Annotated in this window: 14 protein-coding genes; 5 read left to right on the top strand and 9 right to left on the bottom strand. The window is 62.3% G+C overall.

Annotated features, from left to right (window positions below; genetic code table 11):
• Positions 1-177 precede the first annotated feature (177 nt).
• Together AC6LJY_RS00875 and icd are read right to left on the bottom strand one after the other, a co-directional pair.
• Entirely contained in the window at positions 178-1,470 is a 1,293-nt protein-coding gene (locus AC6LJY_RS00875) for an O-antigen ligase family protein (RefSeq protein ID WP_498135083.1), read from the bottom strand.
• A 121-nt stretch (positions 1,471-1,591) separates the two neighbouring features.
• Entirely contained in the window at positions 1,592-2,848 is a 1,257-nt protein-coding gene (gene icd / locus AC6LJY_RS00870) for an NADP-dependent isocitrate dehydrogenase (RefSeq protein WP_006217809.1), read from the bottom strand.
• Between the two features lie 201 nt (positions 2,849-3,049).
• Here icd and AC6LJY_RS00865 point away from each other — a divergent pair, with 201 nt between their 5' ends.
• Positions 3,050-3,475 carry a DUF1841 family protein gene (locus tag AC6LJY_RS00865; protein ID WP_046803401.1) on the top strand — a complete coding sequence of 142 codons (426 nt, stop codon included), beginning with the start codon at positions 3,050-3,052 and terminating at the stop codon, positions 3,473-3,475.
• A 47-nt stretch (positions 3,476-3,522) separates the two neighbouring features.
• Here the strand turns inward: AC6LJY_RS00865 and AC6LJY_RS00860 are convergent, their stop codons facing one another.
• Together AC6LJY_RS00860 and AC6LJY_RS00855 are read right to left on the bottom strand one after the other, a co-directional pair.
• On the bottom strand, positions 3,523-3,885 hold the full coding sequence (locus AC6LJY_RS00860) for a c-type cytochrome (protein WP_046803402.1): 363 nt from the start codon (positions 3,883-3,885) through the stop codon (positions 3,523-3,525).
• Between the two features lie 10 nt (positions 3,886-3,895).
• Entirely contained in the window at positions 3,896-4,249 is a 354-nt protein-coding gene (locus tag AC6LJY_RS00855; RefSeq protein WP_046803403.1) for a c-type cytochrome, read from the bottom strand.
• A 176-nt stretch (positions 4,250-4,425) separates the two neighbouring features.
• Here AC6LJY_RS00855 and AC6LJY_RS00850 point away from each other — a divergent pair, with 176 nt between their 5' ends.
• The gene (locus tag AC6LJY_RS00850) at positions 4,426-5,307 is read left to right on the top strand and encodes an AAA family ATPase (RefSeq protein WP_046803404.1); all 882 of its coding nucleotides are present in this window, start codon (positions 4,426-4,428) and stop codon (positions 5,305-5,307) included.
• 23 nt (positions 5,308-5,330) lie between these two features.
• Complete coding sequence (locus AC6LJY_RS00845) at positions 5,331-6,503, top strand: vWA domain-containing protein (RefSeq protein WP_498135082.1); 1,173 nt, start codon at positions 5,331-5,333, stop codon at positions 6,501-6,503.
• A gap of 39 nt (positions 6,504-6,542) precedes the next feature.
• Here the strand turns inward: AC6LJY_RS00845 and AC6LJY_RS00840 are convergent, their stop codons facing one another.
• The 3 genes from AC6LJY_RS00840 to AC6LJY_RS00830 all read right to left on the bottom strand — a co-directional run bounded on the left by AC6LJY_RS00840 (position 6,543) and on the right by AC6LJY_RS00830 (position 8,440).
• The gene (locus tag AC6LJY_RS00840) at positions 6,543-7,097 is read right to left on the bottom strand and encodes a GNAT family N-acetyltransferase (RefSeq protein WP_498135081.1); all 555 of its coding nucleotides are present in this window, start codon (positions 7,095-7,097) and stop codon (positions 6,543-6,545) included.
• 115 nt (positions 7,098-7,212) lie between these two features.
• Complete coding sequence (locus AC6LJY_RS00835) at positions 7,213-7,590, bottom strand: hypothetical protein (RefSeq protein ID WP_314358090.1); 378 nt, start codon at positions 7,588-7,590, stop codon at positions 7,213-7,215.
• Between the two features lie 250 nt (positions 7,591-7,840).
• Positions 7,841-8,440, bottom strand: coding sequence for a GNAT family N-acetyltransferase (locus tag AC6LJY_RS00830; protein ID WP_314358087.1), 600 nt, complete (start codon positions 8,438-8,440; stop codon positions 7,841-7,843).
• Between the two features lie 98 nt (positions 8,441-8,538).
• Between AC6LJY_RS00830 and AC6LJY_RS00825 the strand changes: the two genes are divergently transcribed.
• Together AC6LJY_RS00825 and AC6LJY_RS00820 are read left to right on the top strand one after the other, a co-directional pair.
• The gene (locus tag AC6LJY_RS00825; RefSeq protein WP_498135149.1) at positions 8,539-11,295 is read left to right on the top strand and encodes a M16 family metallopeptidase; all 2,757 of its coding nucleotides are present in this window, start codon (positions 8,539-8,541) and stop codon (positions 11,293-11,295) included.
• Positions 11,296-11,639: 344 nt separating this feature from the next.
• Entirely contained in the window at positions 11,640-12,029 is a 390-nt protein-coding gene (locus AC6LJY_RS00820) for a DUF4148 domain-containing protein (RefSeq protein WP_498135080.1), read from the top strand.
• Between the two features lie 500 nt (positions 12,030-12,529).
• Here AC6LJY_RS00820 and dnaJ read toward each other — a convergent pair whose 3' ends face one another.
• Positions 12,530-13,660 (bottom strand): molecular chaperone DnaJ, encoded by a 1,131-nt coding sequence (dnaJ, locus tag AC6LJY_RS00815; RefSeq protein ID WP_046803410.1) that lies wholly within the window; start codon positions 13,658-13,660, stop codon positions 12,530-12,532.
• Between the two features lie 108 nt (positions 13,661-13,768).
• Entirely contained in the window at positions 13,769-15,694 is a 1,926-nt protein-coding gene (gene dnaK, locus AC6LJY_RS00810) for a molecular chaperone DnaK (RefSeq protein WP_046803411.1), read from the bottom strand.
• Positions 15,695-15,761: the final 67 nt, after the last annotated feature.

The following is a 15,761-nucleotide window of genomic DNA, read 5'->3' as shown; positions in this document are numbered from 1 at the left end:
TTTATGTATTTGCGATTTGTCAGGATACGGAGAAGACGCAGGGTTTTCACCAAGCGCGCGCGGGCTTGTTGATCTGGCGCAAGCGCCGGGCGCAAAAAAAAACGCAAGGCGCGGGACGCCTTGCGTTTGTTTGGTGCGGGCCCGGCGGCTGGATGCCGGGTCGTCAGGGATGGGAGGTCATGGCCGCGGGGGTACCGGCTGCGGGGTCACTGCCGGCGGTGTCACTGCCTGCTTGGTCGGCCGCGGCGTCGTCAGCGCGATCAGCGTGACCACGATCAGCGAGTAATTGGGCACGCTGCGCATGTTGCGGAACATCATCTCCGTCAAGCTGAACGCGCAATAACCCAGGCAGAACAACAAGCCCAGCTGCGCCCCCACCCGTATCACGCGGTCGTCGCTGGCCATGCGCCGGAAGAAAACGGCGGCCGGCACCAGATACAAGGTCAGAATGGTCATCAAGCCCAGCAAGCCATATCCGGACAACGCACCCAGCATATCGTTGTGAGGCTCACCGAAGCCTTCAACCACCTCTTGCGTCACGATCCCCTGCGTCTGCAAGTGCCGCAACTCTTCGCGGAACATGCTGGGGCCCACGCCCACGATGGGGCTTTTCTGGAACATCAGCAGCGACGCATGCCACAGCTGCAAGCGGATGCCAAACGAGGTATCGCGGTTGGACGACGTGGCAAACCCCTGCACGTCGGACGTGATCTCGTGCATGCGGCTGCTGAACGTCCAGATGGCGGCGGCGCTGGCGGCCAGCGCCACGCACAGCGCCAGCGCGCAATACACCTTGTGACGACGGCTCCAGTTGCGCAGGCCCAGCAGGAATACCAGCGCCAGAATCGGCAGCAACATCCAGCTGCTGCGCGTCTCGGACTGCCACGTGGCGTAGACGGTCAGCAGCACCACCGCCAGCTTCACCGCCATTTCGATGCGCGGCCAGCGCGTACAGGCGCCAAAGCCCATCGACAGCAAGGTCATGCCGCCCAGCAGCAGAGTCAGGTTGGCGAACGCCACCGCGTTATAGCGCCCGCCCACGTCCACCATGCCGTTGCGGCCCACCGTCGCCATCGTGACGATCAGCAGCATGGCCCCGCCGAAGGCGCCCACCAGCACGCTCCATTGCACCGCCTTCAACCACGGGCGCGGCGCACGCAGCAGCAGCCACAGCACCGGCAGCGCCAAGGCGAAGCGCAACAGCTTTTCAAGTTCGGAATTGCTCCACACGCCGCGCACCGCCGACGTGATGAACATACAGGCCAGGGGCAGCAGCAGCACCAGCGACATGGGCCACAAGGCCCGGAAGTCCATGGGCTCGTAGCGCTTGACGGCGTTCACGGCCAGCGCGGTCAGCGCAATCAGCGCGCTCAGATAGAGAACGGCGGGGCCGCCCACCGGGCTGGTCAACGCCAGCGCGGGAACCAGCAATACAAGCCAGGTGGCTAGGGATACATACAGTCGGGGCACAGCGATCAACCTGGTAAGAGCAGCGTAAGCGCCAGCGCGCTTCATGCGGATACGTTAGACAAAACCCGCCCGCCATGACGGCGGGCGGGTTCAGCGGACCATCTTGATACGAACCGCGGGTTTACATGTTTTCGATCATGACCTGGCCGAAGCCCGAGCACGACACCTGCGTCGCCCCTTCCAGCAGGCGGGCAAAGTCATACGTGACCTTCTTGGACAGGATGGACTTTTCCATGCTGGAGATGATCAGGTCGGCCGCTTCGGTCCAGCCCATGTGGCGCAGCATCATTTCGGCCGAGAGGATTTCGGAACCGGGGTTCACGTAGTCCTTGCCGGCGTACTTGGGCGCGGTGCCGTGGGTGGCTTCGAACATGGCAACCGAATCCGACAGGTTGGCGCCCGGGGCGATGCCGATGCCGCCCACCTGCGCGGCCAGCGCATCCGAGATGTAGTCGCCGTTCAGGTTCAGCGTGGCGATCACGTCGTATTCGGCCGGACGCAGCAGGATCTGTTGCAGGAAGGCGTCGGCGATCACGTCCTTGACGATGATCTCGCGGCCCGTCTTCGGGTTCTTGAACTTGCACCACGGGCCGCCGTCGATCAGCTGCGCGCCAAATTCCTTTTGCAGCAGCTCGTAGCCCCAGTCCCGGAAGCCGCCTTCCGTGAACTTCATGATGTTGCCCTTGTGCACCAGCGTCAGCGACGTGCGGTCGTTGTCGATAACGTACTGCGCGGCCTTGCGCACCAGGCGCTCGGTGCCTTCGCGTGACACCGGCTTGATGCCGATGGACGAGGTGTTCGGAAAGCGGATTTTCTTGACGCCCAGCTTGGTCTGCAGGAACTGGATCAGTTCCTTGGCCTGTTCGCTTTCGGCCATGTATTCGATGCCCGCATAGATGTCTTCCGAGTTCTCGCGGAAGATCACCATGTTGGTCTTTTCGGGTTCACGCACCGGCGAAGGCACGCCCTTGAAGTACGCCACCGGGCGCAGGCAGACGTACAGGTCCAGTTGCTGGCGCAGCGCCACGTTCAGCGACCGAATGCCGCCGCCCACCGGGGTGGTCAGCGGGCCCTTGATGGACACCACGTAGTCTTTGACGACTTCCAGGGTTTCATCGGGCAGCCAGACGTCCGGGCCGTAGACCTTGGTGGCCTTCTCGCCGGCATAGACTTCCATCCAATGGATCTTGCGCTTGCCGCCGTAGGCTTTTTGCACCGCGGCATCGACAACCTTGATCATCACCGGGGTGATGTCAGCGCCCGTGCCGTCGCCTTCAATGAAGGGAACGATGGGCTGTTCAGGCACATTCAGCGAGAAATCAGCGTTGACCGTGATTTTCTGGCCGCCAGCGGGAACCTTGATATGTTGGTAGGACATGAATGCTCCATTTGCTCCGGGTGGTTTTTCTGCACGCGCCGCATCGAAAAGCGTCCGATTCCGCAGGGAAAAACCCCTGTCTGACCGCACACCGGATAGCGGATAGCAACCAATTCTATATCGCAAAGGGTTCCCGGCAACCGGCCGCCATCGGGCGCGCGGTAAAATAATGCGTCCATAGACCGCATTGCGCCCCCACCGATGTTCAATCCCTCACGCGACCAAGTCCGCGAATTCTTTATCGACACCTGGCGCAAGCACCGCGCCAACGAGGTGCTGACCCCGCTCGAGGCCATCGCGCTGGACTGGATCATCGAGCATCCCGAATACCACGGCGACCTTGAAAGCCCCGAGGCCATGACCATGGAATACGCGGTGGAAAAGGGGCGCACCAACCCCTTCCTGCACCTGTCCATGCATTTGGCCATCGCCGAGCAGTTGTCCATCGACCATCCGCCCGGCATCCGTCTGGCTTACCAGCAGTTGACCGCCCGCTCGGACGCGCACCATGCAGCCCATGAAATCATGGAATGCCTGGGGCAAGTCGTATGGGAGGCGCAGCGCCTGGGCACGCCGCTGGACAGCGACACCTATATCGATCTGATCCGGCGCCGCGCCAGCCTTTGATGCTTGCTTTGACGCTTATGTAGCGTGCAACGCGCAAGCGTTATGGCTTATTTGCGTACGCCCAGGTCGCTGGGTTGAGACGCGAGCCATGCCGACACGTTGGAAATATCCTGGTCGGACAGCTGCGTGGCAAAGGCGCCCATGATGGGGTTCTTGCGCACGTTGGCGGTGGCCGCGCTGCCCGAGGCGCCGCGTTTGTAGGCCTTCAAGGCATGCGACAGGTAGTCGGCATGCTGGCCGGCCAGCGTGGGGTAGGCCGGGTCCACCGCGGTCTTGGCGTCGGCGCCGTGGCACGACGCGCAATTGAATTTGTCGAAAACGGCCTTGCCGGCCGCCAGGTCCTGCGCCTGGACGGAGGCGCCCGCCATGGCGAAAGTCGCGCCCAGAAGGGCAAGCATCGTGCGATTCATTGTTTGCCCCTTATTTCAGATTCGAGTAGTACGCGGCCAGATCGGCGATGTCCTGGTCGGACAGGCTGCCGGCAATGGCGTCCATCGTGGGATGGCTACGCGCGCCTTTCTTGTACTCGTTCAGGGCGGTTTCGATGTACTTGGCGTTCTGGCCAGCAATCATCGGCACGTGATACAGCTCGGGGAACGTCGCCTTGTAGCCTTCGATGCCGTGGCAGCCGATGCACATGGAGACCTTGTCGCGGGCGTTTTGGATATTACCGACAGGCGCTGCGTCGGCAGCAACAGCCTGACCGGCGATCGCACAGGATGCCATCGCGGCCAACACGTAAACCGTGCACTTCAGAGAGGTTCGCAACTTCATTGGAATGGCTCTTCTTGGTATGGCTTAAGGACTAGGGCCTGCTCACACGTCGGCCCCCTGCAAACACGTTGCGGGTCGAACCCAACTGCAAAACCGCCTGATTGTACGATAATTGCTCAGGATTAATACCTTGCGATGGGTATTGATCACCGTCAATCCTCGGAAGCCATAAGCCAATGTCCGCAGCCCAGTCCGCACACTCCGCCTCGCCTGCCCGCTTCAACGGGACCGACAGCTACGTCGCCACCGATGACCTGAAACTGGCCGTCAACGCCGCCCTGACCTTGCAGCGCCCGCTGCTGATCAAAGGCGAACCCGGTACCGGCAAGACCATGCTGGCCGAAGAGGTGGCGCGCGCGCTGGGGCGGCCGCTGCTGCAATGGCACATCAAATCCACCACCAAGGCGCACCAGGGCCTGTACGAATACGACGCCGTCTCGCGCCTGCGCGATTCGCAGCTGGGTGACGAAAAAGTCCGCGATATCCGCAACTACATCGTGCAAGGCACCCTGTGGCAAGCCTTCCAGGCCGATGAGCCGGTGGTGCTGCTGATCGACGAGATCGACAAGGCCGACATCGAATTTCCCAACGACTTGCTGCGCGAACTGGACCGCATGGAATTCCATGTGTACGAAACGCGCGAGACCATTTCCGCGCGCCATCGCCCGCTGGTCATCATCACGTCCAACAACGAAAAAGACCTGCCCGACGCGTTCCTGCGCCGCTGCTTTTTCCACTACATCCGCTTCCCCGACCGCGACACCATGCGCGACATCGTGGCCGTGCACTATCCGCACCTGAAGCAGGACGTGCTGCGCGCGGCGCTGGACACCTTTTTTGCACTGCGCGATGCGCCCGGCCTGAAGAAAAAGCCGTCTACCTCGGAACTGCTGGACTGGCTGCGCCTGCTGCTGGCCGAAAACGCCACGGCGGCCGAGATCGACGCCCACACAGCAACCGCCGTGCCGCTGATGGCCGGCGCGCTTCTGAAGAACGAGCAAGATGTGCACCTGCTGGAACGCCTGGCGGCCATGACCCGCGGCGGCCAGCGCCGCTGATCTTGCAGCCACCGGCGCACCCTATGCTGATCGACTTTTTCTATCACCTGCGGGCGCACAAGCTGCCCGTCTCGGTCAAGGAATACCTGACCCTGGTGGACGCCCTGCGCCACGACCTGATGGCGCCCACGCTGGACGAGTTCTACTTCCTGGCGCGCGCCACGCTGGTCAAGGATGAATCGCTTTACGACCGCTACGACAAGGCCTTCGGCGCCTATTACAAGGGCATCGAGGCCGCGCTGCCGCCGGGCAAGGAAATTCCGCTGGACTGGCTGATCAAGCAGTTTGAAAAGAACCTGACGCCCGAAGAAAAAGCCGCCATCGAAAAGCACGGCTGGGACAAGCTGATGGAGCTTTTCAAGGAACGCATGCAAGAGCAGAAAGAGCGCCACGCGGGCGGCAGCAAATGGATCGGCACCGGCGGAACGTCGCCGTTCGGCAACGGCGGCTACCACCCCGAGGGCATTCGCGTGGGCGGCGCGTCGGCGGGCAACCGGTCGGCCGTCAAGGTCTGGGACATGCGCCAGTTCAAGGACTACGACGACCAGGTCGAACTGGGCACGCGCAACTTCAAGGTGGCGCTACGGCGCTTGCGCCGCTTCGCGCGCCAAGGCGCCGAAATGGAACTGGACCTGGACGACACCATCGCCAGCACCGCGCGCAACGCCGGCCACCTGGACCTGCGCATGGTGCCCGAACGCCACAACACCGTGAAGGTGCTGATGTTGCTGGACGTGGGCGGCAGCATGGACGACCACATCGGCCGCGTCGAAGAATTGTTTTCAGCGGCGCGCAGCGAATTTCGCAATCTGGAAGTCTATTACTTCCACAACTGCCCGTACGAAAGCCTGTGGCAAAGCAACCGCCGCCGCCAGAACGAACGCTTCGACACCTGGGATGTGCTGCGCAAGTACAACGCGGACTGGCGCCTGATCATCGTGGGCGATGCCACCATGAGCCCGTACGAAATCCTGCAACCGGGCGGGTCCGTCGAGCACTACAACCAGGAACCCGGCGCCCAATGGATGCGGCGGTTGCTGGACGCGTGGCCCAAGTCGGTATGGCTGAACCCCGAGCCCACCGCGTCGTGGCAGTATCGGCAGTCCATCGCGCTGATGCGCGACATCATGCAGGACCGCATGTACCCGGTCACCGTCGCCGGCCTGGAACAGGCCATGCGGGTGCTGTCCAAGTAAGGGGTTGCGGTAAAGGCGCGCGGCAAGGCCCTGCGGGCGTCAGCCGTCGACCGGCTGCTCGGGCGTGTCCAGCGTCAGTTGATAAAACGCCAGATCCAGCCAGCGGCCGAACTTGAACCCGGCCTGGCGAATCGTGCCGGAATGCGTGAAGCCCAGCTTTTCGTGCAGGTGAATGCTGCCTTCGTTCGAGGCGTCGATGCCGCCGACCAACACGTGCACCTGGTTGGCGCGCGCACGTTCGATCAATACCCGCATCATCGCTTCGCCCAGCCCCTTGCCGCGAAAACGCGCGTCCACGTAAACGGAATGCTCGACCGAATACTTGAACGCGGGCCAGGCACGGAAGGTGCCGTAGCTGGCGAAGGCCATCAACTGACCGGCCTCGTTTTCGAAGCCCACCACCGGAAAACCGCCCCGCTGCTTGGCCTGGAACCAGCCTTGCATGGCCTCTGGCGGACGCGGCTTGTAGTCGTACAACGCCGTGGAATTGACGATGGCGTCGTTGAAGATGGCCAGTATCTGATCGGCATGGCGCGCATGCGTGCAATCAACCAGGGTGGCGCCTGGTGGGACGTGGATGTCGGGCGAGTTCATGGCGCAAAATTGTACTGTCACGAGCCGCGTCGATAGCATCGGCCGAAAGCGTCCGCACAAAAAAAAGACCGGCGAATCCGCCGGTTCAATGAGGTGTTGCCGCTTCTGGCCACTCTCAGGCGGCGCGGCTCTCCACTGATCGGTTGTTGGCGGACGCATGCCGCAGGCCGGGACATTGGCGCCAGGACAGGTCGTCGCCGTCCATATCCAGGTCAAAGAGATCGTTCGCGGCCGGCCAGGGGTGGCTGCGCGTGGCCGCGCCCTCCATCTCGAGCACGTGCCCGGCAAACCCACGGGGCGAACCACCGCACTCGGCAAAATAACGTTGGGCGTTCAGGTCCACCACATAGGTGGTCATATCATGGGTCAGTATGGCCACGAATTGGCCGTCATCACTGGCATAGGCGTACTGAAACTGTCCTTTGATGCCGTCGCCGTTCAGGGCGTTACCGGTCAATTGGGACAAGGCACGCGTGACGATTTCGGTCAGCATGGGTCGTTCCTCCGAAAAATGCGCCGGCAGGATGCCGGCAGCGAAGGCGCGAACGACAAGCACCGGCGCCGCGCTTGCAGCGGCGTCTGGCGTTGGACGGGAAGCCGGGTAGACGGCTGTCGCGCATCCCGTCGGCAACAGCTACTACGTGTTGAAAAGCTTACACCCGCAAGCCGGGCAAGCTCAAATTTGCCTTGTGCACGAACGGTGTTGCGGTGCAGCACCCTGTGACGACGCCACTTTCGGCCGATTATGCGGCTGCAACCGGCACACCGCCTATCTCTGCGTCACCGTTATTCTGGCGCAGCCATTGCTCGCGGCGCAGTCGATACAGCACGTGCTCGCGCAGCTTGTGCCCCTCGGGCAAGGCGGGATGATCGAACGTGCCTGGCTCGGCCTGCATGCCCAGACGCCGCATCACCGCCTGCGAACGCTGATTGCCCACGGCGGTGAACGCCACGATTTCGGGAAGGCGCACCTGGTCGAAGCCCACGCGCAGCGCCGCCTCGGCCGCTTCGCTGGCGTAGCCCCGCCCCCAAAAGGGACGAGCCAGCCGCCAGCCCACTTCCACGCCTGGCGCAAACGGAAGCAGGGCCGGCATTGGCTTGATGCCGACAAAGCCGATGAACGGGGCCACGCCAGGCGCTTCCACCGCCCAAAGGCCCCAGCCGTGCTCGTCGATGCCCGCTGCCAGCCGCTGGGCCAGCGCATCGCTTTGCTCGGTGGAAAGCGGGATCAGGAATTCCGTTACGCAAGGGTCGGCATTCATGGCGGCGAAGGGCTTGCGGTCGTCCGCCCGCCATTGCCGCAGCACCAGACGCGGTGTTTCTACTTCAAGAGATAACGACATGTCGCACTTCCTTGTCTTGCGCCCAGGTCCGCAGCCCCTGAACCATTGCCAACGTATACACTCCAACGGATTCTGCCATGCCAAAGGAATTGTCTGCCATGCGCCTGTCCCTGTCGAAGCTGCCGCGCCCGTTGGGTGCGCTGCTGTTCTCCTCCTTCCTGGCCTTCCAGGCCGGCGCCGCCAATCTTCCGGCCGGCGTTTCGGAGGCCGCCTCGGTTGAAGGCATCACCGAATATCGCTTGGCCAATGGCCTTCGGGTGCTGCTGGTACCCGACGAATCCAAACCGTCCACCACGGTCAACATGACGTACCTGGTCGGCTCTCGCAACGAGAACTACGGCCAGACCGGCATGGCTCACCTGCTTGAACACATGCTGTTCAAGGGCACTTCCATCACCCGCAACGCCATGGGCGAGTTTTCGCGCCGAGGCTTGCAAGCCAACGGGTCCACCTCCAGCGACCGCACCAACTACTTCGCCAGCTTTGCCGCCAACCCCGACACCTTGAAGTGGTATCTGGGCTGGCAGGCCGACGCGATGGTCAATTCCTTGATCGCCAAGGAAGACCTGGATTCGGAAATGACCGTCGTCCGCAACGAAATGGAAAGCGGCGAAAACAGCCCGTCACGCATCCTGATGCAAAAGATGCAGGCCGCCGCCTACCAGTGGCACAGCTACGGCAAGAACACCATCGGCGCGCGCTCCGACGTTGAAAACGTAGACATCGGCCAGCTGCGCGCCTTCTATCACGAGTACTACCAGCCCGATAACGCCGTGCTGATCGTGGCCGGCAAATTCGACCCGCAAGCCACCCTGGCAGACATCGAGCAAACGCTGGGCAAGCTGCCCAAGCCCGAGCGCAAGCTGCCGCCCGAATACACCGTGGAACCCGTGCAGGACGGCGAACGCTCCGTCACGCTGCGCCGCACGGGCGGCACGCCGCTGGTTGCCGCGATGTACCACATCCCCGCCGCCGGCAGCCCCGACTTCGTGCCGCTGGACCTGGCCACCGTGATCTTGTCCGACACGCCGTCGGGCCGCCTGTACCACGCGCTGGTCGCCACGAAAATGGCCTCGGGCGTATTTGGCTTCACCATGGAAAACCGCGATCCGGGCCTGGCGATGTTCGGCGCGCAGTTGCCGCCCGGCAAAGACCTGGACGCCGCCATGAAGACGCTGACCGGCACGCTGGAATCCCTGGGTAAAAAACCGTTCACTCAGCAAGAACTGGACCGCGCCCGCAGCAAGTGGCTGACCGCATGGGAACAAACCTACAGCGATCCCGAGCAAGTCGGCGTGGCGCTGTCCGAAGCCATTGCGGCCGGCGACTGGCGCTTGTTCTTCTTGCAGCGCGACCGCGCCCGCAAGGCCACGCTGGCTGAAGTCCAGCAGGCGGCCACCACGTACCTGCTGCAAAGCAATCGCATCGAAGGCCGTTATATCCCCACCGAAAAGCCGCTGCGCGCTCCGCAGACGCAACGCGTGGACCTGACCGCCGTGTTCAAGGACTACAAGGGCGACCCCGACTTCAAGGCCGCCTCGGCATTCGATCCCACGCCGGAAAACATCGACAAGCTGACGCAAAGGAAGAAGCTGGACCTGCCCAACGGGCCGGTTCAACTGGCGCTGCTGCCCAAGGCCACGCGCGGCAACCGCGTGCAGGCGCAGATGCTGATCCAGTTCGGCAACGAGAAAGACCTGCGCGGGCAACGCGTGAACGCCAGCGCGGTGGCCGACTTGCTGATACGCGGCACGGCCAAGCTGTCGCGCCAGGACATCCAGGATCGGCTGGACAAGCTCCAGGCTGAACTTGGTTTCAGCGGCGGCGGCACCACGCTCAAGATCGCCATGTCGACCAAGGGCGAAAACCTGCCCGAGCTCACTGCCCTGGCGCTGGACATCGTGCGCAACGCCAACTTCCCGAAAGAGCAGTTGGACGAATACCAGCGCCAGCTGGAAACGTCGATTCAAAACGCCATGACCGAACCGTCAGCCCTGGCCGGACGCACCCTGGCCCGCCAGGACAATCCGTGGCCCGTGGATGACCTGCGCTACGTGCCCACGTTCGAAGAGTCGCTGGCCAGCGCGCGCGGCCTGAACCGCGATGCGCTTGCCAAGTTCCACGCCAAGTTCTACGGCGCCGGCAAGGTCGAGTATTCCGCCGTCGGCGACTTTGAACCGGATGCCGTCGAAAAGGCCATCAAGACGGGCCTTGCCGGCTGGAAGAAGGCGCCCGCCTACACGCGCGTGCCCAACCCGTATCGCGACATCCCCGCCAAGCAGTTCGATATCGACACGCCAGACAAGGCCAATGCGTTCTACTTGTCGCGCATGCCGCTCAAGCTGCAAGACACCGATGCCGACTACGCGGCACTGTATCTGGGCAATTACCTGTTCGGTGCGTCGGAAACGTCACGCTTGTGGAATCGCGTGCGCGAGACCGAAGGGCTGTCGTACAACGTGCGCAGTTCGTTGTCGGTGTCGTCGTTCGAACCCAGCGCCAGCTGGACCATGTACGCCATCTACGCGCCGCAGAATCGTGAACGGCTGGAAAAGGCCATCAACGAGGAACTGGCTCGCGTGCTGAAAGACGGCTTTTCCGACAAGGAAATCACCGATGGCATCAACGCGCTGCTCAACTACCGCAACCTGGCGCGCGCGCAGGACGACATCCTGGCCAGCACCTGGCTGGACTATCTGCAACGTGGTCGCACGTTTGAGTGGTCAGCCGAGATGGACAAGAAGATCTCGGCCCTGACGCCTGAGACGGTCAACGCCGCGCTGCGCAAGTACCTGCGTCCCGACGGCTTCAGTACCGCCGTCGCCGGCGACTTCAAGAAGAAAGCCGCGCCTTGACCGGAACCGATCCGGGTACTGCCGGCGCCTGAGCGCGCCGGAACCCCGCGGTTTCGCCCTAGCCCCTGCCGGATGACGGCAGGGGCTTTTTTGCGCCATCTGCCGTCCCGGTGGTAAGGGAAGTTTCCCTGGAGGGCCGCGAACATGCCAAGACCATGCCAAAAACGGGGAGATTTTTCACCATCACGCTTATTACTCGGTTATTTGGAAAGATGTTTTCAACAAGCAAGGGTTTATCCCAGGTGGGATCAAGCGCAGAATTCAGTCATCGGGAACAAACAACGAACCACGACGGAGGGCCGCCGGATTCGGTCCCCATCCAAGATGACACGGAGGTCTCAATCATGAAAACCCTAACCACCACCCTGTTGCTATCCCTGGCGCTTATTGGCGTTGGCGCCCAAGCCGCCGGTCTGGAACAAGCCAAGACCCGCGACCAGGTCGTGACCGAATTGCAGCAAGCCAAGGCCAGCGGCCAATACACGTTTGGCGAACTGGACTACCCGCCCGCCCAACCCCAGGCAGCCAGCCTGAGCTCGGACGAAGTGCGCGCCCAGTTGCAACAAGCCAAGATCAGCGGCGAATACACCTTTGGTGAACTGCAATACCCGCCCGTCATTGCCACCTCGGCCAGCGCGAAGTCCCGCGCCCAGGTGCAGCAGGAACTGGCGCAAGCCAAGGCCAGCGGCCAGTACACGTTCGGCGAGCTCGAATACCCGCCGATCACCCGGTGAGCTGCTTGCTGTAGCCCGGCCGGTCTCGGGCGGCATCATGGCCTGGGACCGGTTTTTTCCGGCACAGCGGCAACCGCAGTAGTAGTAGCAGTACTTAGCAGTAGCAGTACTTAGCAGTTGAAGTACCAAGCAGTTGCAGTACCAAGCAGTTGCAGTGCCAAGCAGTTGCAGTACCCAGCAGTTGAAGTACCCAGCAGTTGCAGTACCAAGCAGTTGCAGTACCAGCAGTTGCAGTACCAAGCAGTTGCAGTACCAAGCAGTTGAAGTACCCAGCAGTTGAAGTACCCAGCAGTTGAAGTACCCAGCAGTTGAAGTACCAAGCAGTTGCAGTACCAAGCAGTTGCAGTACCAGCAGTAAGGCCGCGGCGAGCCAGCCGCGGCCTTTTTACGTTGGGCGATCCTCCACACCCCGGGGGCCAGGATGATCGCGCATTGCCAAACGCCCCCCAAAAGAAAAAGCCGCGATTTCCATCGCGGCTTTTTAGCGTCCTTCAACCCGATCAGCTGAAGAATTCCTTCACCCGATCCGTCCAGGACTTGCTTTGCGGCGAGTGGCGATCGCCCCCGTCGTTCAGCGACGTCTCGAACTGGCGCAGGATGCTCTTCTGGTCTTCGCTCAGGCGCACCGGCGTTTCCACCACCACGTGGCAGTACAGATCACCCGGATAGCTGCCGCGCACGCCGCGGATACCCTTGCCGCGCAAGCGGAAAGTCTTGCCCGACTGCGTGCCCTCGGGAATCGAGATCTCGGCCTTGCCACCCAGCGTGGGCACCTGCAATTCGCCGCCCAGTGCCGCCGTGGTGAACGGAATGGTCAGCTCGCAGTGCAGGTCGTCGCCGTCGCGCTGGAAGATCTTGTGCTGCTTGATGTGGATTTCCACATACAGGTCGCCCGGAGGACCGCCGTTGATGCCCGGTTCGCCATTGCCGCTGGAGCGGATGCGCATGCCGTCATCAATGCCGGCCGGAATCTTCACCTGCAAGGTCTTGTTGCGGCGGATGCGGCCCACGCCATCGCACGACGGGCACGGGTCGGTGATTTCCTTGCCGTTGCCGTGGCAGGTCGGGCAGGTTTGCTGCACGCTGAAAAAGCCCTGCTGCATACGCACGGCGCCCGAGCCACCGCAGGTGCGGCAGGTCTTGGGCGACGTGCCGACCTTGGCGCCGGAGCCGTGGCAGGTGTCGCAGTTTTCCCAGCTGGGCACGCGGATCTCAGTGTCGAAACCGGCGGCGGCCTGTTCCAACGTGATTTCCAGCGCGTATTTCAGGTCGGCGCCGCGATACACCTGCGGGCCGCCGCGACGGCCGCCGCCGCCCGCGCCGCCAAAGATCTCGCCAAAGATGTCGCCGAAGGCGTCGGCAAAGCCGCCGCCCATCCCTGCCCCGCCCATGCCGGCGGAATTGGGATCCACGCCCGCATGGCCGTAGCGGTCATAGGCGGCACGCTTTTGTTCATCGCCCAGGACCTCGTAGGCTTCCTTGGCTTCCTTGAACTTCTCTTCGGCTTCTTTGCTGTCCGGATTGCGGTCCGGATGGTATTTCATGGCCAGCTTTCGATAGGCCTTCTTGAGTTCGTCGTCCGAGGCGTTTTTTGCTACGCCCAGAACTTCGTAATAGTCGCGTTTTGCCATGATCCGTGGGCTCGAATAGAGCCGTCTTTTCAGTGCTACAGAATGAGTACGCCCGGTAGGCGGATTTCTCCGGCTACCGGGCGGCAGAGGCTGGTCAGCGCCCGGCCATTATTGGTCGCGCTTGACTTCCTTGAAGTCGGCGTCGACGACGTTGTCGTCCACCGGCTTCGCGTTATCGGCCGCTTGCTGCTGGCCGGCGGCTTGTTGCGCCTGCATGTCGGCGTACATCTTTTCGCCCAGCTTCTGCGACGCGGTCGACAAGGCTTCCACCTTGGCGTCGATCGCGGCCTTGTCGCCTTCCTTCAGCGTGTCTTCCAGGTCCTTGATGGCGGCCTCGATGCTTTCCTTTTCGGAAGCTTCGAGCTTGTCGCCGTACTCGGTCAACGACTTGCGGGTGGCGTGCACCAGCGCATCGGCCTGGTTGCGCGACTGAGCCAGTTCGGCAACGCGGTGATCTTCCTCGGCGTTGGCCTCGGCATCCTTGACCATGCGTTGGATCTCGTCTTCGGACAGACCCGAGTTGGCCTTGATGGTGATCTTGTTTTCCTTGCCGGTGCCCTTGTCCTTCGCGGACACGTGCAGGATGCCGTTGGCGTCGATGTCGAACGTGACTTCGATCTGCGGCATGCCGCGCGGCGACGGCGGGATCCCTTCAAGGTTGAACTCGCCCAGCGCCTTGTTGCCCGCGGCGATTTCGCGTTCGCCCTGGAACACCTTGATCGTCACGGCCGGCTGGTTGTCGTCCGCGGTCGAGAAGGTTTGCGAGAACCGGGTCGGGATCGTCGTGTTCTTCTGGATCATCTTCGTCATCACGCCGCCCAGGGTTTCGATACCCAGCGACAGAGGCGTCACGTCCAGCAGCAGCACGTCCTTGCGGTCGCCCGACAGCACGGAACCTTGGATGGCGGCGCCAGCGGCGACGGCTTCGTCAGGGTTCACGTCCTTGCGCGGATCCTTGCCGAAGAATTCCTTCACCTTTTCCTGAACCTTGGGCATGCGGGTCATGCCGCCGACCAGGATCACGTCGTCGATGTCCGAAACCTTCACGCCGGCGTCCTTGATGGCGACGCGGCAGGGCTCGATCGTGCGTTCGATCAGTTCTTCAACCAGCGCTTCCAGCTTGGCGCGCGTGATCTTCAGGTTCAAGTGCTTGGGACCCGAGGCATCCGCCGTGATGTACGGCAGGTTGATTTCGGTCTGCTGGGCCGAGGACAGCTCGATCTTGGCCTTTTCAGCAGCTTCCTTCAGGCGTTGCAGCGCCAGCACGTCCTTGGACAGATCAACGCCTTGTTCTTTCTTGAACTCGGAGATGATGTAGTCGATGATGCGCTGGTCGAAGTCTTCGCCGCCCAGGAAGGTGTCGCCGTTGGTCGACAGCACTTCAAACTGCTTTTCGCCGTCAACGTCAGCGATTTCGATGATGGACACGTCGAACGTGCCGCCACCCAAGTCATACACGGCGATCTTGCGGTCGCCCTTTTCGGTCTTGTCCAGGCCGAACGCCAACGCGGCCGCGGTGGGCTCGTTGATGATGCGCTTGACTTCCAGACCGGCGATGCGGCCGGCGTCCTTGGTGGCCTGGCGCTGGCTGTCGTTGAAGTAGGCGGGCACGGTGATCACGGCCTCGGTCACTTCTTCGCCCAGGTAGTCCTCGGCGGTCTTCTTCATCTTGCGCAGCACGTCGGCCGACACTTGGGGAGGCGCCATCTTCTTGCCGCGCACTTCGACCCAGGCATCGCCGTTATCGGCGCGCGCGATGGTGTAGGGCATCAGGTCGATGTCCTTTTGCACGGCCTTTTCTTCGAACTTGCGGCCAATCAGGCGCTTGACTGCGTACAGGGTATTGCGGGGATTGGTCACGGCCTGACGCTTGGCGGGAGCGCCAACCAGGGTCTCGCCGTCGTCCATGTAGGCGACGATCGAGGGGGTGGTACGGGCGCCTTCCGCGTTTTCAATGATTTTGACCTGCCCGCCGTCCATCACAGCCACGCAGCTGTTGGTCGTGCCCAGGTCAATGCCAATAATCTTGCTCATGGTGGGTTACCTTGAATTGATCTATGAAAATAGAGAGAAACTTCTTGTCCCCACATAACTGGGGTTA

This window comes from Achromobacter sp. RT286_PF, from assembly GCF_059760425.1.
This window is presented reverse-complemented; position numbering and strand designations above follow the sequence as displayed.

What these genes read in the sequence shown, in the direction of transcription:
- AC6LJY_RS00845 (WP_498135082.1), top strand. Translation starts at nt 5,331, where the DNA reads ATGCTGATCGACTTTTTCTATCACCTGCGGGCGCACAAGCTGCCCGTC.
- AC6LJY_RS00830 (WP_314358087.1), bottom strand. Translation starts at nt 8,440, where the DNA reads ATGTCGTTATCTCTTGAAGTAGAAACACCGCGTCTGGTGCTGCGGCAA.
- AC6LJY_RS00840 (WP_498135081.1), bottom strand. Translation starts at nt 7,097, where the DNA reads ATGAACTCGCCCGACATCCACGTCCCACCAGGCGCCACCCTGGTTGAT.
- dnaJ (WP_046803410.1), bottom strand. Translation starts at nt 13,660, where the DNA reads ATGGCAAAACGCGACTATTACGAAGTTCTGGGCGTAGCAAAAAACGCC.
- AC6LJY_RS00860 (WP_046803402.1), bottom strand. Translation starts at nt 3,885, where the DNA reads ATGAATCGCACGATGCTTGCCCTTCTGGGCGCGACTTTCGCCATGGCG.
- icd (WP_006217809.1), bottom strand. Translation starts at nt 2,848, where the DNA reads ATGTCCTACCAACATATCAAGGTTCCCGCTGGCGGCCAGAAAATCACG.
- AC6LJY_RS00855 (WP_046803403.1), bottom strand. Translation starts at nt 4,249, where the DNA reads ATGAAGTTGCGAACCTCTCTGAAGTGCACGGTTTACGTGTTGGCCGCG.
- AC6LJY_RS00825 (WP_498135149.1), top strand. Translation starts at nt 8,539, where the DNA reads ATGCGCCTGTCCCTGTCGAAGCTGCCGCGCCCGTTGGGTGCGCTGCTG.
- AC6LJY_RS00865 (WP_046803401.1), top strand. Translation starts at nt 3,050, where the DNA reads ATGTTCAATCCCTCACGCGACCAAGTCCGCGAATTCTTTATCGACACC.
- AC6LJY_RS00850 (WP_046803404.1), top strand. Translation starts at nt 4,426, where the DNA reads ATGTCCGCAGCCCAGTCCGCACACTCCGCCTCGCCTGCCCGCTTCAAC.
- dnaK (WP_046803411.1), bottom strand. Translation starts at nt 15,694, where the DNA reads ATGAGCAAGATTATTGGCATTGACCTGGGCACGACCAACAGCTGCGTG.
- AC6LJY_RS00835 (WP_314358090.1), bottom strand. Translation starts at nt 7,590, where the DNA reads ATGCTGACCGAAATCGTCACGCGTGCCTTGTCCCAATTGACCGGTAAC.
- AC6LJY_RS00820 (WP_498135080.1), top strand. Translation starts at nt 11,640, where the DNA reads ATGAAAACCCTAACCACCACCCTGTTGCTATCCCTGGCGCTTATTGGC.